At 72.3% G+C, this 24,896-nt stretch carries 24 protein-coding genes; 16 read left to right on the top strand and 8 right to left on the bottom strand.

Annotated elements, in window-relative coordinates:
- Nucleotides 1-173 precede the first annotated feature (173 nt).
- Together lepA and RKE38_RS00820 are read left to right on the top strand one after the other, a co-directional pair.
- Nucleotides 174-2,012: a translation elongation factor 4 gene (lepA, locus tag RKE38_RS00825; RefSeq protein ID WP_316007568.1), complete on the top strand. Its 1,839-nt coding sequence runs from the start codon at nucleotides 174-176 to the stop codon at nucleotides 2,010-2,012.
- Nucleotides 2,013-2,049: 37 nt separating this feature from the next.
- Complete coding sequence (locus RKE38_RS00820) at nucleotides 2,050-2,538, top strand: hotdog fold domain-containing protein (protein WP_316005566.1); 489 nt, start codon at nucleotides 2,050-2,052, stop codon at nucleotides 2,536-2,538.
- A 3-nt stretch (nucleotides 2,539-2,541) separates the two neighbouring features.
- Here RKE38_RS00820 and RKE38_RS00815 read toward each other — a convergent pair whose 3' ends face one another.
- A complete protein-coding gene (locus RKE38_RS00815) occupies nucleotides 2,542-3,339 on the bottom strand; it encodes a tyrosine-protein phosphatase (protein WP_316005565.1) in 798 nt (265 codons plus the stop codon).
- A 10-nt stretch (nucleotides 3,340-3,349) separates the two neighbouring features.
- Nucleotides 3,350-4,297 carry an ornithine cyclodeaminase family protein gene (locus RKE38_RS00810; RefSeq protein ID WP_316005564.1) on the bottom strand — a complete coding sequence of 316 codons (948 nt, stop codon included), beginning with the start codon at nucleotides 4,295-4,297 and terminating at the stop codon, nucleotides 3,350-3,352.
- A gap of 395 nt (nucleotides 4,298-4,692) precedes the next feature.
- Between RKE38_RS00810 and hemW the strand changes: the two genes are divergently transcribed.
- Complete coding sequence (gene hemW / locus RKE38_RS00805; protein WP_316005563.1) at nucleotides 4,693-5,922, top strand: radical SAM family heme chaperone HemW; 1,230 nt, start codon at nucleotides 4,693-4,695, stop codon at nucleotides 5,920-5,922.
- A gap of 25 nt (nucleotides 5,923-5,947) precedes the next feature.
- On the opposite strand, the gene RKE38_RS00800 is transcribed toward hemW, so the two are convergent.
- Both RKE38_RS00800 and RKE38_RS00795 read right to left on the bottom strand, forming a co-directional pair.
- A complete protein-coding gene (locus tag RKE38_RS00800; RefSeq protein ID WP_316005562.1) occupies nucleotides 5,948-6,337 on the bottom strand; it encodes a DUF4870 domain-containing protein in 390 nt (129 codons plus the stop codon).
- Between the two features lie 133 nt (nucleotides 6,338-6,470).
- Nucleotides 6,471-7,349: a DUF3097 domain-containing protein gene (locus RKE38_RS00795; RefSeq protein WP_316005561.1), complete on the bottom strand. Its 879-nt coding sequence runs from the start codon at nucleotides 7,347-7,349 to the stop codon at nucleotides 6,471-6,473.
- Between the two features lie 196 nt (nucleotides 7,350-7,545).
- On the opposite strand from RKE38_RS00795, the gene hrcA reads away from it, so the two are divergent.
- The 5 genes from hrcA to RKE38_RS00770 all read left to right on the top strand — a co-directional run bounded on the left by hrcA (nucleotide 7,546) and on the right by RKE38_RS00770 (nucleotide 11,786).
- A complete protein-coding gene (gene hrcA / locus RKE38_RS00790) occupies nucleotides 7,546-8,577 on the top strand; it encodes a heat-inducible transcriptional repressor HrcA (RefSeq protein WP_316005560.1) in 1,032 nt (343 codons plus the stop codon).
- 79 nt (nucleotides 8,578-8,656) lie between these two features.
- The gene (gene dnaJ, locus RKE38_RS00785; RefSeq protein ID WP_316005559.1) at nucleotides 8,657-9,781 is read left to right on the top strand and encodes a molecular chaperone DnaJ; all 1,125 of its coding nucleotides are present in this window, start codon (nucleotides 8,657-8,659) and stop codon (nucleotides 9,779-9,781) included.
- 52 nt (nucleotides 9,782-9,833) lie between these two features.
- Nucleotides 9,834-10,139, top strand: coding sequence for a hypothetical protein (locus RKE38_RS00780; RefSeq protein ID WP_316005558.1), 306 nt, complete (start codon nucleotides 9,834-9,836; stop codon nucleotides 10,137-10,139).
- Nucleotides 10,140-10,223: 84 nt separating this feature from the next.
- Nucleotides 10,224-11,033, top strand: a complete 810-nt coding sequence (gene yidC, locus RKE38_RS00775) for a membrane protein insertase YidC (protein ID WP_316005557.1) — start codon at nucleotides 10,224-10,226, stop codon at nucleotides 11,031-11,033.
- A gap of 9 nt (nucleotides 11,034-11,042) precedes the next feature.
- Entirely contained in the window at nucleotides 11,043-11,786 is a 744-nt protein-coding gene (locus RKE38_RS00770) for a 16S rRNA (uracil(1498)-N(3))-methyltransferase (protein WP_316005556.1), read from the top strand.
- Between the two features lie 3 nt (nucleotides 11,787-11,789).
- On the opposite strand, the gene RKE38_RS00765 is transcribed toward RKE38_RS00770, so the two are convergent.
- On the bottom strand, nucleotides 11,790-12,956 hold the full coding sequence (locus tag RKE38_RS00765) for a Gmad2 immunoglobulin-like domain-containing protein (RefSeq protein ID WP_316005555.1): 1,167 nt from the start codon (nucleotides 12,954-12,956) through the stop codon (nucleotides 11,790-11,792).
- Complete coding sequence (locus RKE38_RS00760; protein ID WP_316005554.1) at nucleotides 12,953-13,495, bottom strand: SigE family RNA polymerase sigma factor; 543 nt, start codon at nucleotides 13,493-13,495, stop codon at nucleotides 12,953-12,955. Before RKE38_RS00760 ends, RKE38_RS00765 begins: the two co-directional genes overlap by 4 nt.
- 81 nt (nucleotides 13,496-13,576) lie before the next feature.
- On the opposite strand from RKE38_RS00760, the gene RKE38_RS00755 reads away from it, so the two are divergent.
- The 8 genes from RKE38_RS00755 to RKE38_RS00720 all read left to right on the top strand — a co-directional run bounded on the left by RKE38_RS00755 (nucleotide 13,577) and on the right by RKE38_RS00720 (nucleotide 21,678).
- Nucleotides 13,577-13,927, top strand: a complete 351-nt coding sequence (locus tag RKE38_RS00755; RefSeq protein WP_316005553.1) for a histidine triad nucleotide-binding protein — start codon at nucleotides 13,577-13,579, stop codon at nucleotides 13,925-13,927.
- 24 nt (nucleotides 13,928-13,951) lie between these two features.
- The gene (locus tag RKE38_RS00750) at nucleotides 13,952-15,040 is read left to right on the top strand and encodes a PhoH family protein (protein WP_316005552.1); all 1,089 of its coding nucleotides are present in this window, start codon (nucleotides 13,952-13,954) and stop codon (nucleotides 15,038-15,040) included.
- Entirely contained in the window at nucleotides 15,018-15,485 is a 468-nt protein-coding gene (gene ybeY / locus RKE38_RS00745; RefSeq protein ID WP_316005551.1) for an rRNA maturation RNase YbeY, read from the top strand. Before RKE38_RS00750 ends, ybeY begins: the two co-directional genes overlap by 23 nt.
- 11 nt (nucleotides 15,486-15,496) lie before the next feature.
- Nucleotides 15,497-16,828 carry a hemolysin family protein gene (locus RKE38_RS00740; RefSeq protein ID WP_316005550.1) on the top strand — a complete coding sequence of 444 codons (1,332 nt, stop codon included), beginning with the start codon at nucleotides 15,497-15,499 and terminating at the stop codon, nucleotides 16,826-16,828.
- On the top strand, nucleotides 16,825-17,781 hold the full coding sequence (gene era / locus RKE38_RS00735; RefSeq protein WP_316005549.1) for a GTPase Era: 957 nt from the start codon (nucleotides 16,825-16,827) through the stop codon (nucleotides 17,779-17,781). The genes RKE38_RS00740 and era overlap by 4 nt, the downstream gene beginning before the upstream one ends.
- A 379-nt stretch (nucleotides 17,782-18,160) precedes the next feature.
- Nucleotides 18,161-19,903 carry a BCCT family transporter gene (locus RKE38_RS00730; protein WP_316005548.1) on the top strand — a complete coding sequence of 581 codons (1,743 nt, stop codon included), beginning with the start codon at nucleotides 18,161-18,163 and terminating at the stop codon, nucleotides 19,901-19,903.
- A gap of 44 nt (nucleotides 19,904-19,947) precedes the next feature.
- The gene (locus RKE38_RS00725) at nucleotides 19,948-20,982 is read left to right on the top strand and encodes an aspartate-semialdehyde dehydrogenase (RefSeq protein WP_316005547.1); all 1,035 of its coding nucleotides are present in this window, start codon (nucleotides 19,948-19,950) and stop codon (nucleotides 20,980-20,982) included.
- Nucleotides 20,983-21,156: 174 nt separating this feature from the next.
- Nucleotides 21,157-21,678 carry a hypothetical protein gene (locus RKE38_RS00720; RefSeq protein ID WP_316005546.1) on the top strand — a complete coding sequence of 174 codons (522 nt, stop codon included), beginning with the start codon at nucleotides 21,157-21,159 and terminating at the stop codon, nucleotides 21,676-21,678.
- Between the two features lie 58 nt (nucleotides 21,679-21,736).
- On the opposite strand, the gene RKE38_RS00715 is transcribed toward RKE38_RS00720, so the two are convergent.
- Nucleotides 21,737-23,785, bottom strand: a complete 2,049-nt coding sequence (locus RKE38_RS00715) for an acyl-CoA dehydrogenase family protein (RefSeq protein ID WP_316005545.1) — start codon at nucleotides 23,783-23,785, stop codon at nucleotides 21,737-21,739.
- An 85-nt stretch (nucleotides 23,786-23,870) separates the two neighbouring features.
- The gene (locus RKE38_RS00710; protein WP_316005544.1) at nucleotides 23,871-24,770 is read right to left on the bottom strand and encodes a GNAT family N-acetyltransferase; all 900 of its coding nucleotides are present in this window, start codon (nucleotides 24,768-24,770) and stop codon (nucleotides 23,871-23,873) included.
- Nucleotides 24,771-24,896: the final 126 nt, after the last annotated feature.

Below are 24,896 nucleotides of genomic sequence, written 5' to 3'. Positions count from 1 at the left end.
TCCCAGACTTCGGCGTCAAACGCCCCACGAGAGACCGAAGTCCCGGACTTCGGGGCGTTGGCTGGGGTGACGCGAGCACGGGTGGGGCGTCACCGGCATACCCCGGCGCATGGGAGGATGGGTCGATCCGTCCGTCCGACGTCCTCGTGAGGTTCGAAGCACCCGTGTCCCCCCTGGCCCGCACCGCGCTGCAGCCTGCCGCGACGCCGCCGGAGCTGATCCGGAACTTCTGCATCATCGCCCACATCGACCACGGCAAGTCGACCCTGGCCGACCGGATGCTGCAGATGACGGGCGTCGTCGACGAGCGGGCGATGCGCGCCCAGTACCTCGACCGCATGGACATCGAGCGCGAGCGGGGCATCACGATCAAGAGCCAGGCCGTCCGCATGCCGTGGGAGCTCGAGGGCACGACCTACGCGCTCAACATGATCGACACCCCCGGGCACGTCGACTTCACCTACGAGGTCTCGCGGTCGCTGGCTGCGTGCGAGGGCGCGGTCCTGCTCGTCGACGCGGCGCAGGGCATCGAGGCGCAGACCCTGGCGAACCTCTACCTCGCCATGGAGAACGACCTCACGATCATCCCGGTCCTCAACAAGATCGACCTGCCCGCCGCGCAGCCGGAGAAGTATGCCGACGAGCTGGCCGGGCTCATCGGGTGCGACCCCGAGGACTGCCTCAAGGTCTCCGGCAAGACCGGCGTGGGCGTCGAGCCGCTCCTCGACGAGATCGTCAGGCAGCTGCCCGCCCCGGTCGGCGTGGCCGACGCCCCGGCCCGGGCCATGATCTTCGACTCGGTCTACGACACCTACCGCGGCGTCGTCACCTACGTCCGCGTCGTCGACGGCCACCTGAGCCCGCGCGAGCGGATCCAGATGATGTCGACCCGGGCGACGCACGAGCTGCTCGAGATCGGCGTCATCAGCCCCGAGCCGGTGCCCTCCAAGGGCCTCGGCGTCGGCGAGGTCGGCTACCTCATCACCGGCGTGAAGGACGTGCGCCAGTCGCGCGTGGGCGACACGGTGACGAACCAGTCCAAGCCGGCCAAGGACGCACTCGGCGGCTACCGCGACCCCAAGCCGATGGTGTTCTCCGGGCTCTACCCGATCGACGGGTCGGACTACCCCGACCTGCGCGACGCCCTCGACAAGCTCAAGCTCAACGACGCCGCGCTGGTGTACGAGCCGGAGACGTCGGCGGCGCTCGGCTTCGGCTTCCGCATCGGCTTCCTCGGGATGCTGCACCTCGAGATCGTCCGCGAGCGGCTCGAGCGGGAGTTCAACCTCGACCTCATCTCGACGCTGCCCAACGTCGTCTACGACGTGACGATGGACGACGGCAAGGAGATCGTCGTCACCAACCCCAGCGAGTTCCCCTACGGCAAGGTCGCCTCGGTGACCGAGCCGGTCGTGCGGGCCACGATCCTGGCGCCGAGCGAGTTCATCGGCGCGATCATGGAGCTCTGCCAGCAGAAGCGGGGGAGCCTGCGCGGCATGGACTACCTGTCCGAGGACCGCGTCGAGATGCGCTACACCCTGCCGCTGGCCGAGATCGTCTTCGACTTCTTCGACCAGCTGAAGTCGCGCACCCGCGGGTACGCCTCGCTCGACTACGAGCCCGACGGCGAGCAGGAGGCCGACCTCGTCAAGGTCGACATCCTCCTGCAGGGCGAGACCGTCGACGCGTTCTCGGCGATCGTCCACAAGGACAAGGCCTACGCGTACGGCGTCATGATGGCCAGCAAGCTCAAGGACCTCATCCCCCGGCAGCAGTTCGAGGTGCCCATCCAGGCCGCGATCGGCGCCCGGATCATCGCCCGTGAGAACATCCGCGCGATCCGCAAGGACGTGCTCGCCAAGTGCTACGGCGGTGACATCAGCCGCAAGCGCAAGCTGCTCGAGAAGCAGAAGGCCGGCAAGAAGCGGATGAAGAGCATCGGCACCGTCGAGGTCCCGCCGGAGGCCTTCATCGCAGCCCTGTCCAGCGACACCGAGAAGTCCAAGAAGTAGCGCCAGCCTGGGGTTACCGGGCGGTAACATCGGCGGCATGGTCGACACCTACGCGCTCTACCGGCGGCTCGCGGCATACCCGCAGGGGAACCGGCTGTTCTCGCTGGTCTTCGAGCAGGCAGCGCCCTACTTCCGTTCGGCCCGCCCGCGGTTCGTGAGCCTGGAGCCGAACCGCGCCGTGCTGACGGTCCGCAAGCGCCGGCGGGTGCAGAACCACCTCGGCACGGTCCACGTCATCGCGATCTGCAACGGCCTCGAGGCGGCGATGGGCGCGCTGGCCGAGGCGAGCATCCCGCCCACGCGGCGCTGGATCCCCAAGGGCATGGAGGTCGCCTACACCGCGAAGGCGACGTCCGACATCACCTGCGTCGCCGAGACCGACCCGGCCGACTGGGAGCGGGCGGGCGACACCGAGGTGCCGGTGCGGGTGCGCGGCGTGCGGTCCGACGGCACGACCGTGGTCGAGGGCGTGGTCCGCCTCTGGGTGACCGACAAGCCCGGCACACCGGTCCGCCCGTCGGCCTGAGGCTCAGTCGCGCAGGCGGCCGCGCAGCTGGGCGACCTGGTCCTCGCTCCAGCCGTTCTCGAGCAGCCAGCCGGCCGCGCCGCCGTGGCGCTCCGCGAGCACGGCGAGGATGCGCTCCATGGTCTCCGGGCGCGGCAGGTGGTGGCTCATCGGCTGGTCCCGGAGCACCTCCTCGTATGCCGGCCGGGCCATGAGGCGCGCCACGATCGCCTCGATCCGCTCACCGGTGGCGACGTAGTCGGCGACGACGTCCTCGTCCGAGACGCCGGCCACCGAGAGTGCGAGACCGACCACGGTGCCGGTGCGGTCCTTGCCCGCGGCGCAGTGCACGATCGTCGCGCCACGGCTCTCCGCCACGACCTGCAGCGCGCCGAGCACCGAGTCGGGGCGGTCGGCGAGGTAGCCCAGGTAGTGGCTGGCCCAGTAGTCGTCGTCGCGCCGCGGCGGCTTCGGGCGCTCGGTGCGGGCCGACTTCGACCACGGGAGGACGAGGGCGTCCTCGGCGCTGACCTCCACCTCGTCGTCGCGGAAGAGCGAGTGCCGGTGGTGGGTGGCGAGCTCGCGGACCTGGAGCGGGCCGGGGCCCTCGATCCGCACCTCGACGTCGCTGCGCAGGTCGACGATGTCGGTGACGCCCACCCGCTCGACGAGGTGCCGGACGTCGGCGTCGGTGAGGTCCTGGAGGTTGTCCGAGCGCAGCAGGCGGCCGGTGGCCACCCTCCCGCCGTCGGTGGTCGGGAGGCCGCCCACGTCACGCATGTTGACGACGCCGTCGAGGTCGATCCAGCCGGGAGTGCTCACCCCACCGACTCTAGGTGCCCTCGGTGTCGAGCAGGTGTCCGGCACCCGACGCCTCGGCCGCGTCGGCGACGGCGGACGCCACGACGAGGTCGCTGAGGCCGTTGCCGAGGTTCTGGCAGACGACCCGGCCGTGGGCGGGTCGGCCGCGCCCGAGCAGCGCGCCGGTCCAGTCGCCGGGTGCGGGGTAGCTGCCGAGACGACCGGTCGCCCTGACGGCCTCGAACTGGTCGACGTCGTCGGCGACCAGCACCGCACCCGTGGCCAGGTCGGGGCCGACCGAGGTCGCGTAGTCCAGCGGCAGCAGCAGCGCGTCCGGCGACACCCACGACGGGTCCAGGTGGGCCCCCTGCACCCCGATGCCCAGGGCGGTCACCACGACCACCGCACCGCGCACCGCTCGCTCCGGGTCGTCGGTGCAGCGCAGGTGCACCTCCGGCACCTCGCCGGCGGCCCACTCGTGCAGCTCCTGGCGCGCCTCCTCCCGCCGCGAGTAGACGCGGACGTCGGTGTGGCCGAGGGCTGCCAGGACGCGAAGGTGCGACCGCGCCTGGACGCCGGCGCCGGTGACGGCCACCGCAGCGCCGGCGGGCGCGAGTGCCTGCACGCAGGCGCCGGACACGGCCGCGGTCCGGGCGGCGGTGAGCACCCCGGCCTGCATGACGCACCGGGTCCGCCCGGTGGCTCCGTCGTTGACGACCATCAGGCCGTCGGCGGTCGGGAGCCCGGCGGCCGGGTTGTCCGGGAAGATCGTGATCCACTTGCAGCCCAGCAGGTTCCGCGCGGGCCACGCGGCGGGCATCGCGTTGGCGAAGCTGCCGGGCACCGTGTGGACGGCCGGCTTCGGCGGGACCTCCACGTCGCCGGACGCGCGGGCGACCAGGGCCTCGCGGGCCAGGGCGACGGTCTCGAGCGGCGTCGGGAGGAGGGCCGCCACGTCGGCGTCGGTGAGGAAGCGCACCCGCCGAACCTACGCGGAGCCGGCCCCCACGCGAGCGGGGCACACGAGGACGGCCCACACGAGGACGGCCCACACGGGGACGGGCACACGAGGAGGGGGCACATAGGTGAGGGCCTCGGAAAGTATGAGTTTCCGAGGCCCTCTACGACTCGGACCGAGGTCCGGGTCGGCGCTCCCACCGAGGTGGGGGCGTGCCCCTATTTCTAGTCGCCGGCACGCCGCTCCACAAGGGCTTTCCCGCAGGTGGGAGGCCCTTTTTCAGGGGCGTCCGGCGTGTCGCCGGGACACGCCGGACGCGGTGTGACGGGTGGGACGAGGTCAGTGGCCGGTGGTGCCGCCAACCGGTCCCGTGGCCGCGGACGGGACCGCCTGACACCCCTGAGACAATGGGGTCCATGCCCAGCGCCCTGCCCGACGGCGACCCCGCGCCGCCCGACGGGCGGCTGCCGGAGGCCTCGCTCGCGACCCTCGTCGAGCGGCCGTTCGGGGTCTACCTGCACGTGCCGTTCTGCCGGGTGCGCTGCGGCTACTGCGACTTCAACACCTACACGCTGCTCGAGCTCGGCGCCGACGGCGCCGGGGTCTCCACCTTCGCCGATGCCGCGCTCAAGGAGCTGGCGCTGGCGGGCGACGTCCTGGGGGCGGACGTCCCCGCGGTCGGGACGGTCTTCGTCGGCGGCGGCACCCCGACGATGCTTGCCGCCAGCGACCTCGCCCGCATGCTGCACGGCATACGGGAGCAGTGGGGGCTCGCCGACGACGCGGAGGTGACGACCGAGGCCAACCCCGACTCGGTGACACCCGAGTCCCTCGCCGTCCTCGCCGACGCCGGCTTCACCCGCGTCTCGCTCGGGATGCAGTCGGCCGTGCCGCACGTGCTGCGGACCCTGGACCGCACCCACGACCCCGCCAACGTCGCCCGCGCCGTCGACGCGGCGCGCGGCGCGGGCCTGCAGGTCAGCCTCGATCTCATCTACGGCACGCCGGGGGAGAGCATGGCGGACTGGCGCACGAGCCTGGACGCCGTCGTCGCGCTGCAGCCCGACCACGTCTCGGCCTACGCGCTCGTCGTCGAGGAGGGCACCCGGCTCGCCGCCCAGGTGCGCCGTGGCGAGGTCGCCGCGCCCGAGGACGACGACGAGGCCGCCAAGTACGAGCTGGCCGACGAGGTGCTCTCCGCGGCCGGCTACGACTGGTACGAGGTGAGCAACTGGGCAAGCCGCCCGGACGCGCGCTGCCGCCATAACGAGGGCTACTGGGACGACGGCAACTGGTGGGGCATCGGCCCCGGCGCCCACAGCCACGTCGGCGGCGTGCGCTGGTGGAACGTCAAGCACCCCACCGCGTATGCCGGTCGCGTCGCCGAGGGGGTCAGCCCCGCCCACGGCCGGGAGACGCTGACCGCCGAGCAGCGCTACGACGAGCGGGTGCTGCTGGGGGTGCGGCTGGTCGACGGGCTGCCTCTCGCGGACCTGCGCGACGAGGGCCGCACGGCCGTCGCGGGCCTGATCGTCGACGGCCTGGTGGACGCGGCAGCGGCCCTGCGCCGCCAGCGGGTGGTGCTGACGAGGCAGGGCCGCCTGCTGGCCGACACCGTCGTGCGACGGCTCCTCGGCCTGCGCTAGCTCCCGAGCGTGCGCCCGAGCCGGCTCACTTGACGAAGCGGATGGTGAACGGCGGGTCGTACCACTCCCCGGCGTTGGCGCGCATGGCGGCGATCGCGTGGATGACCACCGCGGCGACGACCACGATCGGGTAGAGGACGAAGCCCACGAGCACGATCATCAGGACGCCCGAGACGATGAGGCCGATGAGGGCCGTCAGCTGCACGTTGACCGCGTTGGCGGCGTGCGCCCGCACGAACGGGCCGCGGTCGCGGTAGACGAGGTAGATGATCAGGCTGGCGACGAAGCCGAGGGTGCCGGCGCTGACGACCATGGCCACGCCGGAGATGACGTGGGTCAGGGTGGCCCAGGTCTTCTCCTCCTGCTGCGACATGGGCTGCGCGGGCTGTTGCGGGTACTGCGGTGAGGCGGTCATGTCTCTCCTCCGTGGATGGTGCCTTCACCCAGTGAAGCGCATGACGGACGCCGATCATCCCCGTTTCGGGGTGCGGTCAGGGCAGCGTCAGGGCCGACCCTGAGGGGCGACCCCGAGCACCGGCCGGCAGGAGTCAGTGGCCGGGCTCGGTCACGAAGTCGATGAGCTCCTCGACGCTGGCCAGCAGCGTCGGCTCGAGGTCGGCGTAGCTGCGCACCGTCCCGAGGATCTGCTTCCACGCCCGGGCGATGTCGGCCTGGCTGTCGTGCGCCCAGCCGAGGTGGGCGCAGATGCCGTGCTTCCACGACGTGCCGCGGGGGATGACCGGCCACGCGCCGAGTCCGAGCCGCTCGGGTCGCACGCTCTGCCACACGTCGACGTAGGGGTGGCCCAGGATGCGCACGTGCCCGGCATACGGCTGCAAGCGGCGCGCCTCCTCCACGACCCGGTGCTCCTTCGTGCCAGGCACGAGGTGGTCGACGAGGACGCCCATCCGCCGGCCGGGGCCGGGGGAGAAGTCGCGGATCGCGGCAGAGAGGTCGTCCACGCCGTCGAGCATCTCGACGACAACACCCTCGATGCGCAGGTCCTCGCCCCAGACCTTCTCGACGAGCTCGGCGTCGTGCCGGCCCTCGACGAAGATCCGGGACCCGCTCGCCACCTTGGCGCGCACGCCCTCGACGGCGCGCGACCCCGAGGCCGTGCGCGAGGAGGCCTGCTTCGCCGCCGCGAGCTGCGCCCGGGCGGCTGCGGTCGGGGGCGTCAGGACGACCGGGGCGCCGTCGAGCAGGAACCCCGGGCCGAGCGGGAAGCCCTTGACCCGGCCCCGCCGGTCCTCGAGGTGGACGACCCGCATGCCGCCCGCCTTCTCGACGCGCACGACCGCGCCGCACCAGCCGGTCTCGACGTCCTCGACGACGAGACCGGTCTCGGCCTCGACCTCCGTCGCGCGCCCGCGAGGGGGCTTGCGCCAGTCGGTGGACAGCACGTCGGAGCCATAGCGGTCGGGCACCGGGGAAGGGTATGCCGGGTGCGCCGGCCGGCCACGGGGGCGCGCCGGTGGATGCGGCCGAGGTGCGCCGGTCGATGCGGCCCAGACGCGCCGGACGACATAGACTTGGCACTCCGAGGGTGTGAGTGCCAACGTGGGGAGCTGCCGCGGACGGCCCCGCCCGCGGTCGAAGTGCCAGCCGAACGACAGGAGCGCCATGAGCGAAGAACGTCGCCTCGCCGTGCTGCGCGCCATCGTCCAGGACTACGTCGAGACGTCCGAGCCGGTCGGGTCCAAGGCGCTGCTCGAGCGCCACCACCTCGGGGTGTCCGCGGCGACGGTCCGCAACGACATGGCCGTGCTCGAGGAGGAGGGGCTGATCGCGGCCCCGCACACCAGCGCCGGACGCGTGCCGACCGACGCCGGGTACCGCCTGTTCGTCGACCGGCTCAGCTCGGTCAAGCCGATGTCCGCAGCCGAGCGCGCCGCGATCGCGCACTTCCTCGAGGGCGCCGTCGACCTCGACGACGTCGTCGACCGGACGGTGCGGCTGCTGGCCCAGCTGACCCGTCAGGTCGCGGTCATGCAGTACCCCTCGCTGACCCGGTCCTCGGTGCGGCACATCGAGTTCGTGCCCATGGGCGGCCGGCGGCTCATGGTCGTGCTCATCGTCAACACCGGGCGGGTCGAGCAGCGGGTCATCGAGACCACCGCCGACCTGAGCACCCCCGAGGGTGAGGCCACCCTTGGCCTCGTGCGGGCCAAGGTCAACGCGCGCGCCGTGGGGGAGCGCCTCGTCGACGCGTCGGCAGCCCTGTCGTCGCTGCCCGAGGAGTTCGACCCCGCCGACCGCGACCTCGTGCGCGCCGTCGTGCAGTCGCTGGAGGACGCCCTCGTCGAGGAGCGCGAGGAGCGGGTCGTGCTCGCCGGCACGGCCAACCTCGCCCGCGTCGGTACGGACTTCCCGCTCACCATCGGGCCGGTCCTCGAGGCGCTCGAGCAGCACGTCGTCCTGCTCAAGCTGCTCGGGACCGCGCGCGAGACCTCCGACGCCGTCTCCGTGCGGATCGGCCACGAGAACCCGTTCGCCGGGCTGCAGTCGACCTCGGTCGTCTCGACCGAGTACGGCACCGGGGCCGATCTCGTCGCCGGGCTCGGCGTCCTCGGGCCGACCCGCATGGACTACCCGACCACCATGGCCTCGGTGCGGGCGGTCGCCACCTACGTCTCCCGGATCCTCGCGCAGTGAGCGCCGGGTCCACCTCCCGCGGGGCCGTCACCGCCGCCGGCTCCCCGACCGTGTCGATGCACCACTGACAAGGATCTTCGTGAACGACTACTACCAGGACCTCGGCGTCTCGCGGGACGCCACCGCCGAGGACATCAAGCGGGCCTACCGCAAGAAGGCCCGCACCCTGCACCCGGACGTCAACCCCAGCCCGGAGGCGGAGGAGCAGTTCAAGAAGGTGTCCCAGGCGTACGACGTGCTCTCCGACCCGGAGAAGCGCCGCTCGTACGACATGGGCGCCGACCCGTACGCCGCCGGGGCCGCCGGCTTCGGCCAGGGCTTCTCGTTCAGCGACATCATGGACGCGTTCTTCGGCGCGGGCGCCGGCACCGCCCAGCGTGGCCCGCGCTCGCGCCAGCGCCGCGGCCAGGACGCCCTGATCCGGCTCGACATCGACATGGCCGACGCCGTGTTCGGTGCCGAGAAGGAGCTCACGGTCGAGACGGCTGTCGTCTGCTCGACCTGCCACGGCGACGGCGCCCAGCCGGGCACCTCGCGCCGGACCTGTGACGTCTGCGGCGGCCGGGGCGAGATCCAGCAGGTGCAGCGGTCGTTCCTCGGGCAGGTCATGACCAGCCGTCCCTGCATGACCTGCCAGGGGTACGGCGAGGTGCTCGTCAGCCCCTGCTTCGAGTGCTCCGGCGACGGCCGGGTCCGCACCCGCCGCACCCTGACCATCAAGGTGCCCGCCGGCGTCGACACCGGCACCCGCATCCAGCTGACGGGCGAGGGCGAGGTCGGCCAGGGCGGCGGCCCTGCCGGCGACCTCTACGTCGAGGTGTCGGTCCGCCCGCACGCGACGTTCCAGCGTCGCGGGGACGACCTGCACGCCACGGTCGAGCTGCCCATGACCGCAGCCGCGCTCGGCACCACGCTCAAGCTCGACACCTTCGACGGCTCCCAGGAGCTCGAGGTCAAGCCGGGCACCCAGGCCGGTGACGCGGTCACGCTGCGCGGGCTGGGGGTCACGCACCTGCGCGGCGGCGGCCGCGGCGACCTGATCGTCCACGCGAACGTGATGACCCCGACCCGCCTGGACGAGCAGCAGGAGGAGCTCCTGCGCCAGCTCGCGGGGCTGCGCGGGGAGGAGCGCCCCGAGGGACGGCTCGCCCCCGCCAACCAGGGCCTGTTCGGCAAGCTGCGCGAGGCGTTCAAGGGCCGCTGAGCCCGCTCCGGCGTACGCTGGGGCCAGCACCACGACTGGGGAGGAGGGGCGCGTGGACACCACCGTCGAGCGGCTGAGGCACGCCGCCCTCCTGCTCGTCGCGTCGAGCGCAGTCACCGTCGTCCTGCTCGGTGTGGCCGGCACCACCGGGTCGGTGCCACAGGCCGTGCTCGTCGCCGGTCTGGGCACGGCGCTGCTCGCGCTGACCGCGGTCGCGCGGGTCCACGTGCCGGTGCCGGCCCTGGCAGCCGTGCGGCGTCCGACCGACGGGTCTCGGCCCGTCTCGGCCACGCCCTCCTGGCTCCATGTCGACGTCCCGCGCCGGCCCCGGCGTCCCCGAGCTCCCGGGTCCCGCTGACCGTCCGCGCCCTCCCGGTGTGCGGACGGTTCCGCCGACCCCACACACCGACCGCCCGGTCTCCCGGGCAGAGGAGCTCGACCCATGAACCCGATCACACCCATCAGCCATGCCCTCGCCGCCGTCCTGGCCGGGGCCCACACCCTCGCGACCTCCCTCGGCCTCGCGCCCGGGTCCGCCGCCGCCTGGCTGGCCGCCATCGCCCTGCTCGTCGTGGCCGTGCGCGGCCTCACCGTGCCCCTGGTCCTGCGCGGGGTGCGCGACAGCCATGCCCGGGCGCACGCCCGACCACAGCTGGTTGCCCTGCAGGAGCGGTATGCCGGCCGGCTCGACGCGGAGGGTCTGCGGGCGCTGCAGGCCGAGCGCCGGTCGATCCATGCCGAGCACGGCGTCGCACGGTGGGGCCTGGCCCCGACGCTGCTCCAGCTGCCACTGCTGCTCGCTCTGTACCGCGTCATCAGCCAGGTCACGGCCGGCCACCCGCTCGGCGCGCTCGACGCCGGCCTGGTCGCATCTGCGGCATCCGCGTCGCTCGTGGGGCTGCACTTGTCGAGCCGGCTGGTGCAGCTCGGCCACGACCCCGTCGGACTCGCCACCCTGGTCGTCGTGGCGCTCGCGTCGGCACTGCTCTCGTTCGCTACGTCCCGGTGGTTCACGCTGCCGATGACCGACACGACCGGCCAGCCCGACCTGCTGACGACGGTCCAGCGGTGGATCCCGGCGCTGGGTGCGGTGGGGGTCCTCGCCGCCGCGTGCGTCGTCCCGGCCGGTCTTGTCGCGTACTGGTTCCTGAACAACCTGTGGACCTTCGTGCAGCAGGGCCTGGTCTGGCGGTTCGCCCCCACCCCGGGCTCCCCGGCAGCGGCGCGTCGCGCGGCTGCGGGGACTGCCTAGGCTGGCCGCGTGACGCTGCCGCTCTTCCTCGTCGACCCGGCCCTCGTGGCCTCCGCCGCCCCCGGTGGAGCCGTGCTGCTCGACGGCCCCGAGGGGCGGCACGCCGCGACGGTGCGCCGGATCACCGTGGGCGAGCGCGTCCTCCTCTCCGACGGAGCGGGCAGGCGCCTCGTGTGCGAGGTCGCCGGCGCCGGCCGCGCGGAGCTGGACCTGCGGGTCCTCGAGGTCGAGCAGGTCCCCGAACCCCGGCCCCGGTTCGTGCTGGTGCAGGCGTTGGCCAAGGGGGACCGGGACGACCAGGCGGTCGAGGCGGCGACCGAGTGCGGCGTAGACGAGGTGGTCCCGTGGCAGGCAGCCCGGTGCATCGTCCAGTGGCGCGGCGAGCGCGGGGAGAAGGCCCGGGGAAAGTGGGTCGCGACCGTCGTGGCGGCGGCCAAGCAGTCCCGCCGGGCCAGGGTGCCCGTCGTCGCCGAGCTGGCCACGACGAAGGCGCTCGCGGCCCGGGTCGCCGGCGCCGCGGCGGCATACGTCCTGCACGAGGACGCCACCACGAGCCTGGCGAGCCAGGCGCTGCCGGACGAGGGCGACGTGGTCGTCGTCGTCGGGCCCGAGGGCGGCATCACCCCCGAGGAGGTGGCCGCGCTCGAGGCGGCCGGCGCGGTGGCCGTCCGGCTGGGCGACACCGTGCTGCGGTCCTCCAGCGCCGGGCCGGCCGCGCTCGCGGTGCTGAGCGCGGCCGGCCGCTGGCGCTGAGACCTACTGGACCGAGAAGGTCACCGTCCTGGCGGCCACGACCGACTGCCCGTCGGCCTGGCTGGGCTCGAAGACCCGGATCGAGTAGCTGCCGGCGGGCAGGGTGCCGAGCTGGATCGAGTAGGAGCCCTGCTGCGGCGCACCCACGGAGGCCATGGTGTGCCCGCCCTTGACCTTGGCGCCGTCACGGTAGAGCTCCCAGCTCACGGTCGCCTCGAAGACGATGGCCTGCCCGGTGACCGTGAGCGGCGTGGTCGCGGACACGAGCTGCCCGCGGCTCGGCGACGTGACCCAGATCGGGGCAAGGTCCTCGTAGAGCCGGTCCGACGACGGACGCGTGAACGTGCGGCCTGCTGTCGCGATGGACCCGAACAGCTTCGTGTCCTTGCCCTGGACGGTGAAGCGGACCGGGACGTTGCCCTTCTGGACCGCTGCCTGCGCCGTCCAGACGAGCTCCTGGACCGCCAGCCGTCGCACTCCGGCCGTCGTCGCCGCGGCGGGGTCGCCGGGCACGGCGAGGTCGACGGTGATGAGCTTCGGCGTGACGGTGACCGCTCGGATGGACTGCCCTGCCCACGGCGCGAGGTAGGCAGCGTCGGTCGTGGAGGTCGGCGGGCGCAGCGCGAGCCCGAGCGCGGCCTTGGCCCTGGCCGCGGCGTCCCCGCTGGTCACCGGGCCGGGCACGAACTCGCGGTACAACCCGTAGGCGGGCTTGTCACCGCCCTGCGGCCCGACGAAGTAGACCGGCAGCGTCGTGGGCCCCGGGCCGGCCGTGAGGGTCGCGCTCCCCGAGGTGACTGCCGACGCCGGCGCGGACGGGCTGCTGCCCGACGGTGCGGGCGTGGCCTGCGACGTGGTGGGTCCCGTCGTCGCGGGTGCGGCCGTCCGCGTGGAACGGTCCTGGCCCGCCCACCACACGCCGCCGGCGATGAGGGCGACGGCTGCCGCGGCGGCGACGGGCACGAGCCAGCGACGCGGGGCGTGACCCGCCCGGGCGCTCACCGGCCCCGCCTCTCGGGCCTGGTGCAGGATCGCCTCGAGGCGGTCTGGTGGTCGGACACTGCGGGTCTCCTCTGCGAGTTCGGTGCGGAGCTGGTCCTCGAGCCGGCGGAGCTCCTCGGGCTCGAGGTCGGGGTCGAAGCGGGGGTCGGGCGTCGGGCGGTCGCTCATGACTGGTCTCCCATCCGGTCGCGCAGGCCGGCGAGCCCGCGGTGGGCATGGGCCTTGACCGAGCCGGGGGAGATGCCGAGGGCGTCGGCGATCTCGGCCTCGCTGAGGTCGAGGTAGTAGCGCATCGTCAGCACCTCTCTCTGGCGCTGGGGCAGGCCGCCCAGCGCTCGGACCATGGACCGTCTCGCCTCGGACCCGAGCGCCCGGTCCTCGGCACTGGCCTCGGTGCGCCGGCCGGGTGCCCCGGCGTCGGCGCGCTCGCGGGCGAGGTGCCGCTCCTCGACGCCCCGGTGCCGCAGGCTCGACCGGGCGCCGTTGACGACCGACCGGCGCAGGTATGCCGTGGCCTTCTCCGGGTCGCGCAGCGAGTCCCAGCGGCGGTGCACCGCGATGAAGGCCTCCTGGACGACCTCCTCGGCGGCGAGGTCGTCGCGCAGGAGCAGCCAGGCGAGCCGGACGAGGCCGGCCCAGTGGGCGGCATACAGCTCCCGCACGCCCTCGTCGGCGCCCGGGTGCCCTTCGTCGCTCCGGTCGCGCACGGCCACGCCCAACGGTCCCACGCCCCTACGACGCGCTGGTCGACCCCGAGGTTGACGCGCCGAGATGGCTAGTCTCGGGGCATGGCCGACGCCGACTGCATCTTCTGCAAGATCCTCACGGGCGACATCCCCGCCGACGTGGTGCGCGAGGACGAGCACACGGTCGCGTTCCGCGACCTCGAGCCGCAGGCGCCCACCCACGTGCTGGTCATCCCGCGGCGGCACCTGCCCGACGTGGGCTCCCTGGCGCTGGAGGCGCCCGAGGAGGTCGCGCCCCTGTTCGCCGCGGTGCGCGCCGTCGCCGAGCAGGAGGGGATCGACGGGAGCGGCTACCGCAGCGTCTTCAACACGGGTGCGGGTGCCCAGCAGAGCGTCTTCCACGCCCACGTGCACGTGCTGGGCGGCCGGGCAATGACGTGGCCGCCCGGCTGAGGCGCACCGTAGACTGGACGGACCATGGCAGACGCTGATCATTCGACCTCACTGGGCGCCGACGCCGACGAGGCCCGCCCAGTCCCGACGCACACCGTCGTGATCCCGCCGCAGGTGCAGATGGTGACCCTCCTCGGTCCGCGCGACGAGCTGCTGCGCACCATGGAGCGGGCGTTCCCCCAGCTGCAGATCCACGTGCGCGGCAACGAGTTCCACCTGTCCGGGCCCAGCGCCGAGGTGGCGCTCGCCGAGCGCACGGTCGACGAGCTGCTCGCCGTGATGGAGGGCGGCCAGCCGCTCAACCGCGACGCCGTCGAGCGCTCGATCCAGATGCTGCGGGCGCAGACGGTCGAGCGGCCGGCCGACGTGCTGACCATGAACATCGTCAGCAACCGTGGTCGCACGATCCGTCCCAAGACGCTGAACCAGAAGCACTACGTCGACGCGATCGACAAGCACACGATCGTCTTCGGCATCGGCCCCGCCGGCACGGGCAAGACGTACCTGGCGATGGCCAAGGCCGTGCAGGCCCTGCAGGCCAAGCAGGTCAACCGGATCATCCTGACCCGGCCCGCGGTCGAGGCGGGGGAGCGGCTCGGCTTCCTGCCCGGCACGCTCAACGACAAGATCGACCCGTACCTGCGCCCGCTCTACGACGCGCTGCACGACATGGTCGACCCGGAGTCGATCCCGCGGCTCATGGCGGCCGGCACGATCGAGGTCGCCCCGCTGGCCTACATGCGCGGCCGCTCGCTGAACGACGCGTTCATCATCCTCGACGAGGCGCAGAACACCTCGCCCGAGCAGATGAAGATGTTCCTCACCCGGCTCGGCTTCGGCTCCAAGATGGTCGTCACCGGTGACGTCACCCAGGTCGACCTGCCCGACGGGACGCGCTCCGGCCTCCGGGTCGTCCGCGACATCCTCGCCGACGTCGAGGACATCCACTTCTCCGTCCTCACCCCGCAGGACGTCGTGCGGCACCGGCTCGTCGGCGCGATCGTCGACGCCTACGGCCGCTGGGACGACGAGCAGCAGACCCGCGGCCAGCAGGCCCGGGGTGGCCGCGAGCAGGGAGGACGTGGGCAGCGTGAGCATCGACGTCCTCAATGAGACCGACTACCAGCTCGACGAGCTCGAGCTGGTGGCGCTGAGCAAGTACGTCATGACCCAGATGCGGGTCCACCCCGGGGCCGACCTGTGCCTGCGGCTGGTCGACGAGCCGGCCATGGAGGTCCTGCACGTGCAGTGGATGGACCTGCCGGGCCCAACCGACGTCATGAGCTTCCCGATGGACGAGCTGCGGCCCGGCCGTGAGGGTGAGGAGCCCGAGGAGGGCGTGCTCGGCGACATCGTGCTGTGTCCCTCCGTCGCGGCACGGCAGGCCAAGGAGGCCGGCCACGCGACCGAGGAGGAGCTGCTGCTGCTCACGACGCACGGCATCCTGCACCTGCTCGGCTACGACCATGCCGAGCCGGACGAGGAGCGCGAGATGTTCGAGCTCCAGCGCCAGCTGCTGCTGACCTTCCTCGCCGGCCGCGGCCGGCCCTCGTCCTGAGCGGGGGAGCCGTGACCGGGGTCGTCGTCGCCGCCCTCCTGTCGATCGCCGTCGCGTTCGTCCTCTCCGCGGCGGAGGCCGCGATCTGGAAGATCTCCCGGGTCCGCGCGAACGAGCTCGTCGAGGAGAACCGCACGGGCGCGAAGTCGCTCGCGCGGATCATGGGCGACTCCGCGGCATACCTGTCGGTCACGGCGTTCCTCCGCGTCGTGGCGGAGGCGACGACGGCCGTCCTCATCACCTTGGGCACGATCGACCTGGTCGACGGCTTCTGGACCCGGCTGCTCATCGCGATCGGCGTCATGGCGCTCGTGTCGTTCGTCATCGTCGGCGTCTCGCCGCGCACGCTGGGCCGCCAGCACTCCGACACGGTGGCGCTGCTCGCCTCGCCGCTGATCATCGGGCTGCGCGGCATCCTCGGCCCGGTGGCCCGCGTGCTGGTCGCGCTCGGCAACGCCGTCACCCCGGGCCGCGGCTACCGCGACGGGCCGTTCCAGAGCGAGTCCGAGCTGCGCGACCTCGTCGACCTGGCGGGGGAGAGCGCGGTCATCGAGGCCGACGAGCGGCAGATGATCCACTCCGTCTTCGAGCTCGGCGACACGGTGGCCCGCGAGGTCATGGTGCCGCGCACCGACATGGTCACCATCGACGGCGAGAAGTCGCTGCGCTCGGCGATGTCGCTGTTCCTGCGGTCCGGCTTCTCGCGCATCCCGGTGGTCGGCGACGGGTCCGACGACATCCTCGGGCTGCTGTACTTCAAGGACGTCGCCCGCCGCGTCAACGCCGACCCCGAGGCGGTCACCCTGCCGGTCACCGCCCAGATGCGGCCGATGCACTACGTCCCCGAGAGCAAGCCCGTCGACGACCTGCTCCGGGAGATGCAGCACGACCAGAGCCACTTCGCCGTCGTCGTCGACGAGTACGGCGGCACGGCCGGCCTCGTCACGATCGAGGACATCCTCGAAGAGATCGTGGGCGAGATCGCGGACGAGTACGACCGTGAGGCACCCGGTGTCGAGGACCTCGGCGACGGCACGATCCGCGTGCCCGCGACGATGGACATCGACGACCTGGCCGACCTGTTCGACGTCGAGATCGAGGAGGACGAGGTCGACACCGTCGGCGGGCTCATCGGCAAGATGATCGGCCGGGTGCCGATCGTCGGCTCGAGCTGCGAGGTGGCGGGGCTGCGGCTCACCGCCGAGCGCATGGCCGGGCGCCGGCACCGGATCGCGAGCGTCATCGTCGAGCCCGTCCGGGTCGCGGGCGACGGCGCGGGGCACGGTCACGGGGCGGGTTCGCCGGGCACTACGGTGGAGCCCGAGCGCGAAGGAGTGTCATGAGCGGCAACGGGTCCACGAGCGGGTATGCCGGGCAGCCGGCAAGCGGGTACGTCGCCGGTTTCGCGTGCCTGGTCGGCCGTCCCAACGCGGGCAAGTCGACCCTGACCAACGCCCTCGTCGGCCAGAAGGTCGCGATCACGTCCTCCAAGCCGCAGACCACGCGCCACACCATCCGAGGCATCGTCACCACGGACACCTCGCAGCTGGTGCTCGTCGACACCCCCGGGCTGCACAAGCCGCGGACCCTGCTGGGCGAGCGGCTCAACGACGTCGTGCGCGAGACCCTGCTCGAGGTCGACGTCATCGGGTTCTGCCTGCCCGCGGACCAGAAGCCCGGGCCCGGCGACGCCTTCATCGCCCGCGAGCTCGCCGAGGTCCAGCGGGCCAAGCGCAAGCCCGTCGTGGCCATCGCCACCAAGACCGACCTGGTCGACCGGCAGCGGCTGGCCGAGCACCTCATCGCCATCGACCAGCTCGGGTCGTGGGACGAGATCGTCCCCTGCTCGGCGACCAACGGCTCGCAGGTCGACGACGTCGCCCGCCTGCTGTCCTCGCACCTGCCGCCGTCGCCCGGCCCGCTCTACCCCGAGGGTGTCCTTACCGACGAGCCCGAGGCGGTCATGATCGCCGAGCTCGTCCGCGAGGCAGCGCTCGAGGGCGTCCGCGACGAGCTGCCGCACTCCCTCGCCGTCGTGGTGGAGGAGATGGTCCCGCGCGAGGGGCGGCCCGCCGACAGGCCGCTGCTCGACGTGCGGGTCAACGTGTTCGTCGAACGGCCCTCGCAGAAGGCGATCGTCATCGGTCGCGGGGGCTCGCGGTTGCGCGAGGTCGGGACCAACGCCCGCCGCGGCATCGAGGCCCTGCTCGGCCAGAAGGTGTACCTCGACCTGCACGTCAAGATCGCCAAGGACTGGCAGCGCGACCCCAAGCAGCTGCAGCGCCTCGGCTTCTGACCACCATCCTCCTCCCACTTCGGGCCACTCGGCCCCGGACCGTGGCCCCCGGTTGCGGGTCGAGAGGCCCGAAGTGCGGCGTGCAGGAGTATGCCGTGGCGAAGGTCACGTCGTCGGATCTGCTTGCGGCCCAACGTCTTCCGTCGCTGATAGCCGCCATGTCCGCTCTGTGATTTGTCTGCCGTGCGCGTCTTCGGCACAGTGGTGCGTTGGCCCGAAGAGGTTTTGATACGCAACCAACGAGAACAACGGAGGAGTGGCACGCCCGCGTGCCAGACACCACGTGACGACACAGCTGACGAAGACAGGTCCGGCCGGACCCGGTGAAGCCGGCCACGAGACCGACACCCTCGAAACCGTCCACCCCGCCCTCGATCCCGTGATCGAGGAGCACCCCGCGGAGGAGCCGCAGAAGCTCGACTCGATCGTCTTCGGCGTGACCGCCGTCATCGCGATCGGCTTCGTGCTCTGGGGCTTCCTGTCGACCGACACCCTCAGCACCGCCTCGACCAGCAGCCTCGGCTGGGTCGTGCACAACATGGGCTGGCTGTTCGCCCTGGTGGCGTCCGGCTTCGTGCTGTTCGTGATCTGGCTCGCCGCAGGCAAGTTCGGCCGCATCCCCCTCGGGCGCGACGACGAGGAGCCGGAGTTCAAGACGGTCTCGTGGATCGCGATGATGTTCAGCGCGGGCATGGGCATCGGCCTGATGTTCTACGGCGTCTCCGAGCCGCTGTCGCACTTCGTGAAGCCGCCGCCCGGCACCGGGCCTGCCGGCAACGAGCACGCCGTCCAGACCGCGATGGCCACCACGCTGTTCCACTGGACCCTGCACCCGTGGGCGATCTACGCGGTGGTGGGCCTCGCCGTGGCATACGGCGTCTTCCGCAAGGGGCGCTCGCTGCTCATCAGCTCCGCCTTCGCACCGCTGCTCGGTGAGAAGCGCGCGGGCGGCCCGGCGGGCAAGGTCATCGACATCCTGGCCATCTTCGCCACGCTCTTCGGCTCCGCGGCCTCCCTCGGCCTCGGCGCCCTGCAGATCGGCTCCGGCCTCGAGATCGTCACCGGCATCGGCAAGGTCGGCAACGGCGTCCTCGTCGCGATCATCACGGTGCTGACCGTGTGCTTCATCCTGTCTGCGGTCTCGGGTGTCGCCAAGGGCATCCAGTGGCTGTCGAACATCAACATGGTGCTGGCCATCGCGCTGGCGGTCTTCGTGTTCGTCGTCGGCCCGACCGTCTTCATCCTCGACCTCGTCCCGACCGCGGTCGGCTCGTACTTCCAGGACCTCGCGATGATGTCCGCCCGCACCGACGCGGCGGGTGGCAGCGCGATGCAGGAGTGGCTGTCCGGCTGGACGATCTTCTACTGGGCCTGGTGGGTCAGCTGGACGCCGTTCGTCGGCATGTTCATCGCCCGCATCTCCCGTGGCCGCACGATCCGCCAGTTCGTGACCGGCGTGCTGCTGGTGCCGAGCGTCGTGTCGCTCGTGTGGTTCGCCATCTTCGGCGGCGCCGGCATCGACATGCAGCGCGGTGGCACCGACCTCGCCAGCGAGGGCTCGTCCGAGGCGTCCCTGTTCGCGATGCTCGGCCACCTGCCGCTGTCGACCATCACCTCGGTCATCGTCATGGTGCTCGTCGCGATCTTCTTCGTCTCCGGCGCTGACGCGGCGTCCATCGTCATGGGCACGCTGTCCGAGCGCGGGACCCTCGCACCGAGCCGCAAGACGGTCATCTTCTGGGGCGCCGCGACCGGCGCCGTCGGTGCGGTCATGCTGATCGTCGGCGGCGAGGACGCCCTCTCCGGCCTGCAGAACATCACCATCGTCGCGGCGCTGCCGTTCCTGCTGGTCATGGTGGGACTGGCCGTTGCCCTGGTGAAGGACCTCAGCTCCGACCCGCTCATCGTGCGCCGGGCGTATGCCGTGGCCGCGGTCGAGCAGGCCGTGGTCGCCGGCGTGACCGAGCACGGTGACGACTTCACGCTCACGTTCGAGGAGGCCGCACCCGGTGAGGGCGTGGGCGACCTGGTGACCACCACCACCACCACGACCACGACGTCGACGACCACTACGACCGCCGCGAGCCCTGCCATCGACCGCGAGGATCCGGCCACATCGTGAGCCGCTGACCGGGCCGCCGTCCGAGCCGACCTATCCTTGGTCCCATGCGAGTTGGAGTGTTTGGGGCCACAGGACAGGTCGGCTCGGTCATGCGTGCGCTGCTCGACGAGCGCGGCTTCCCGGTCGACGAGATGCGCTACTTCGCCTCCGCGCGCTCGGCGGGGACGACCCTGCCGTGGAAGGGCGAGGACGTCACGGTCGAGGACACCGCGACGGCAGACTTCTCCGGCCTCGACATCGCGCTGTTCTCCAACGGCGGCTCGACCTCCAAGGAGTGGGCGCCCAAGGTCGCGGCCGCCGGTGCCGTCGTCGTCGACAACTCCAGCGCCTGGCGCAAGGACCCGGACGTGCCGCTGGTCGTGAGCGAGGTCAACGCCGACGACCTCGACACGATCCCCAAGGGCATCGTCGCCAACCCGAACTGCACCACCATGGCCGCGATGCCCGTCCTCAAGCCGCTGCACGACGCCGCCGGGCTCGTGCGGCTCACCGTCGCGTCGTACCAGGCCGTGTCCGGCTCGGGCGGCAAGGGCGTGGCCGAGCTCGACACCCAGCTGCGTGGTGGGTATGCCGCGGGCGACCCCCGCGGCCTCGCGCTCGACGGGCGTGCGATCGCCGTGCCCGAGCCGAACGTCTACGCGGTTCCGGTGGGCTTCAACGTGATCCCGCTCGCCGGCTCGATCGTCGACGACGGCTCGCTGGAGACCGACGAGGAGCAGAAGCTGCGCAACGAGTCGCGCAAGATCCTGCACATCCCCGACCTGCGCGTCTCGGGCACCTGCGTGCGCGTCCCCGTGTTCACGGGTCACTCGCTCGCGATCCACGCCGAGTTCTCGCAGGACCTCAGCCCCGAGGAGGCGCTCGAGCTGCTCGGCCGCGCGCCGGGCGTCGTCGTGAGCGACGTCCCGAACCCGCTCGAGGCCGCCGGCCGCGACGAGGTCTTCGTCGGCCGCGTCCGGGTCGACCAGTCCGCCCCCGAGGGCAAGGGCCTCGTCCTCTTCGTGGTCGGCGACAACCTGCGCAAGGGTGCGGCCCTCAACGCCGTCCAGGTCGCCGAGGAGCTCCTCAAGCGCCGCTGACGGGCGGGGAGCAGAACGGGCGACCCGTGACAAACGGCACCCCGCGCATACGCGATGTGACCGTTTCGTCCCTGCTCCTTGTGCCGGTACCGGCCGGCTCCCCGCGGGTGTTCCTTGGACGGGCGGACCGGCAGGCGACGGGCGTGCCGGCCGCACAGTCGCGAGGAGCTCACAGTGGAACGACGAATGTGGCGGGTCGTGGTGGCAGGGGCTGCGGTGGGGTTGTCCGCCGTCGCCTTCCAGGCGGTGCCCGCGCTCGCAGCTGCCGGGGGGACCGGGCACACGGTCACGCAGACGGTCACCCAGCACGGCACGTGGACCGAGACGGGGGACACCGACTTCTGCACCGGCGAGACGATCTCGCCCACCATCACCGGTAACTCGGTCATGCACGTGACCTACTTCCCCGCCGGTGACGAGGTCTGGGGGACCTTCACCACGGAGGGCACGGGCTCGTTCGTCCAGCCGTCCAGCGGCCTGACCTACAGCGGCCGCGTCACGGTGTGGGGCAACTTCAACGTCAACGAGAAGAACAGCAACGACACCTTCACGGCGACCTTCACGCTCTCCGCAGTTGACGCGAACGGCGTCACCCACCTCGAGGTCGGGCACGAAGTCGCGCACGTCGCGTTCAACGCCGTCGACCCGATCGACCCGGTCGTGTCCTTCGACAAGATGTCGGTGACCTGCTCCTGAGCCGACGGCCGACCAGGCGCACGAATCTTGGCCCAAGATTCGGCTGGCGGGTGAAGGTTCACCAGCACAGCGGATGTTGGGCCAAGATTCGGCGGGGCGGGCTCAGCGCACGGCGCGCCAGACGGACGACCTCGCTCGCGCCCGGCGACCAGGGGGCGATCCACGGACCGGTGCCCTCGCTCGGGTCGAGCACTCCCTCCTCGAGCCAGGCGTAGTCGCCGGCGAGGACGCCCTTCGCCAGCCGACGGTCGTCGTCGTCGGTGTTGGCCCACAGCGCCGTGAAGAGCGCCTCTACCCGCAGCCGGCTCTGCTCGCAGAAGGTGTCGGCGAGCCGGTAGGCCGAGCGCCCCCGGGCCTCGTCGTCGGTCCGCAGCATCTCGGCCCGGCTGCACGCGGCGGTCATCGCGAACAGCTCGGCGCCGATGTCGACGACCCGGCCGAGGAACGCCTGCCGGTACTCCATCCCCGCCTGCCAGCGCGACATCCCGTAGAACGTCTGCCGGGCCAGCTTGCGGCTGGACCGCTCGACGAACCGCAGGTGCCGCGCGAGGGGGCCGAACTCGGCATACGACGTGGGGACCGCACCCTTGCCGGCGACGAGCTGCGGCAGCCACTTCGCGTAGAACCCACTGGCGCCCGCGGCCGCTCGGGCCTTGTCCTCGAGGGTCGCGTCCTTCTCGGCCAGCGCGCCGGCCGCCTTGAGGTGGGCGTCGACGGCCTCGCGGGCGATGAGCAGGTGCATGATCTCGGTCGAGCCCTCGAAGATCCGGTTGATCCGCAGGTCGCGCAGCATCTGCTCGGCGGGCACCGCGCGCTCGCCGCGGGCGCGCAGCGACTCCGCCGTCTCGTACCCGCGCCCGCCCCGCACCTGCACCAGCTCGTCGGCGATCCGCCACGCCATCTCGCTGGACCAGAGCTTCGCCAAGGCGGCCTCGATCCGGATGTCCTTGCTTCCGGCGTCGGCCAGCTGCGCCGACAGCTCCAGCACCGACTCCAGCCCGTAGGTGGTCGCGGCGATGAAGGCCAGCTTCTCCGCGACCGCGCCGTGCTCGCCGACCGGCCTGCCCCACTGAACCCGCGCGGCCGACCACTCGCGCGCGATCTTGAGCGACCACTTGCCCGCGGCCGCGCACATCGCCGGGATCGACAGGCGGCCGGCGTTGAGGGTGGTGAGCGCGATCTTGAGGCCCTCGCCCTCCCTGCCGAGGCGGTTCTCCGCGGGCACGCGCACCTGGTGGAAGCGCGTCAGCCCGTTCTCGATCCCCTTGAGCCCCATGAACGAGTTGCGCCGCTCGACGGTGATGCCCTCGGCCGTGCCCTCGACGACGAACGCCGTGATCCCGCCCTTCTGCCCGTCGTGCTCGGGCACCCGGGCCGTGACGACGAGCAGCTCCGCGACGACGCCGTTGGTGGCCCAGAGCTTCACCCCGTCGAGCAGGTATGCCGTGCCGTCCTCGGTGGGGGTCGCCGTGCTCGCCATCCGCGCGGGGTCCGAGCCGACATCGGGCTCGGTCAGCAGGAACGCGGAGATGGCGCCAGCCGCACAGCGGGGGAGGAACGCCTGCTTCTGCTCGGGCGTGCCGACGAGCTTGACCGGCTCGGGGACGCCGATCGACTGGTGTGCCGACACCAGCGCGCCGAGGCTCGGGTGCGCGGAGCCGATGAGCATGAGCGCCTTGCCGTAGGCCGACATGGTGAGCCCGAGGCCGCCGTACTCGCGGGGGATCTTCATCCCGAACGTGCCGATCTCGGCGAGCCGGGCGAGGTCCCCGTCCGGGATCCTCGACTCGCGCTCGATCCGGGCACCGTCGATGGTGGCGCACACCTCGCGCAACCGGGCCAGGAACTCCTCGCCGCGGGCCTCGTCCTCACGGCTCGCCCGGGGGTGCGGGTGCACGAGGTCGAGGTCGAAGTGGCCGAGGTAGAGCCCCTTGGCGAAGCTCGGCCGCTGCCACTCGGTCTCGCGCGCCTCCTCGGCGACGGCGCGCGACTCGCGTTCGCTGGCGTCGACCCGTGGGCTCACTTCCGCCCCGGCTCCCGCGTTCGTTGTCGGGGTGCCGCGCTCGCGTGCTCCCTGACCTGCTCCCTGCCGGACGTCACTGCTCATGACATCGCCTCCCTCGCCCCAGTCTCGCCCCGGGGTGGGGGAAGGGAAAGCCCTGGCGCCGGGCCGGGCCGGCGCCACGGGTGCGTCAGAGGTCGGTCATCCAGTGGCGCCACGTCTGGGTGACGTGCATGCCCACGTGCTCGTAGAGGCCGAGCGCGCCCGTGCGGGAGTCGGTCGACAGCTCGCTCACCGTGGCGCCGTGGCCGCGGGCGCGCTCGAACGCGTCCACCAGCAGGGCGCGGGCCAGGCCCAGGCCGCGCTGGTCGCGACGGACCGCGATGGCGTCGACGTACCCGGTGTCGCCGGCCAGGATCGTGTAGCAGACCCCGACCTCGGTGCCCGCGGCATCGGTGACGAACCGGATCTGCCACGGCTCGAAGCCCGGCCGCAGCGGGCCGCGGGGCGCCCAGTCCTCGTAGTTCGACGGGTCACGGTCGGGCCACTCGTTGAAGGCGTCCTCGATGAGCTGGAAGGCCGTCCGCCCGTCCCGGTCGCCGGGCACGAACTCGCGCAACGCATACCCGTGCGGCAGCGGCTGCGGCTCGATCGTGCCGTCGGACGGCACCTGGAGCACCCACGACGTCCACCCCTCCCGGTAGCCGCGCCCCTGGAAGAACGTCTCCGCGCCACTGCCGCCGGGGACGGTCTGCCCGACGAGGCGCGAGCCGCCGGCACGGGCGCAGTCCTCCACCCAGTCCGCGACGAAGGTGCCGATGCCCAGGCCGCGGTAGTCGGGGTGGACCGCGGCGTCGGCGCGACGACCCTTGAACACCTCGCCGAAGGCGGCCAGGCGCTCGCCGTCCCACACGCCGATGCTCTGTGTTGCCAGGTCGAAGCTCGCGCGCGCCCAGTCGCCCTGGATGTCCTCGAGCTCGATGGCGGCCTGACCGATGTCGTGGGTCTCGGCCGCGTGGACGACCTCGAAGACCGCCTGGGCGTCCGTCGGCTCGTGGGGGCGGGCGGTGAACCCGTCGGGAAGTGCCATGGCGGCATGGTGCCGGGTGCGGGGGAGTGCCTGCACTCCGTTTTCGGCTGCGGCTGCGGCTGCGGCTGCAGCTCTGCGGTTTTCGGCTGGGCCGCGGTGCTGCCGCGGCGGCTGCGGTGTTGCGCG

The organism is Phycicoccus sp. M110.8 (assembly GCF_032464895.1).
Lineage (GTDB): Bacteria > Actinomycetota > Actinomycetes > Actinomycetales > Dermatophilaceae > Pedococcus.
Note: the sequence above shows the minus strand (reverse complement) of the source record. Positions and strands in the feature narration are given on the sequence as shown.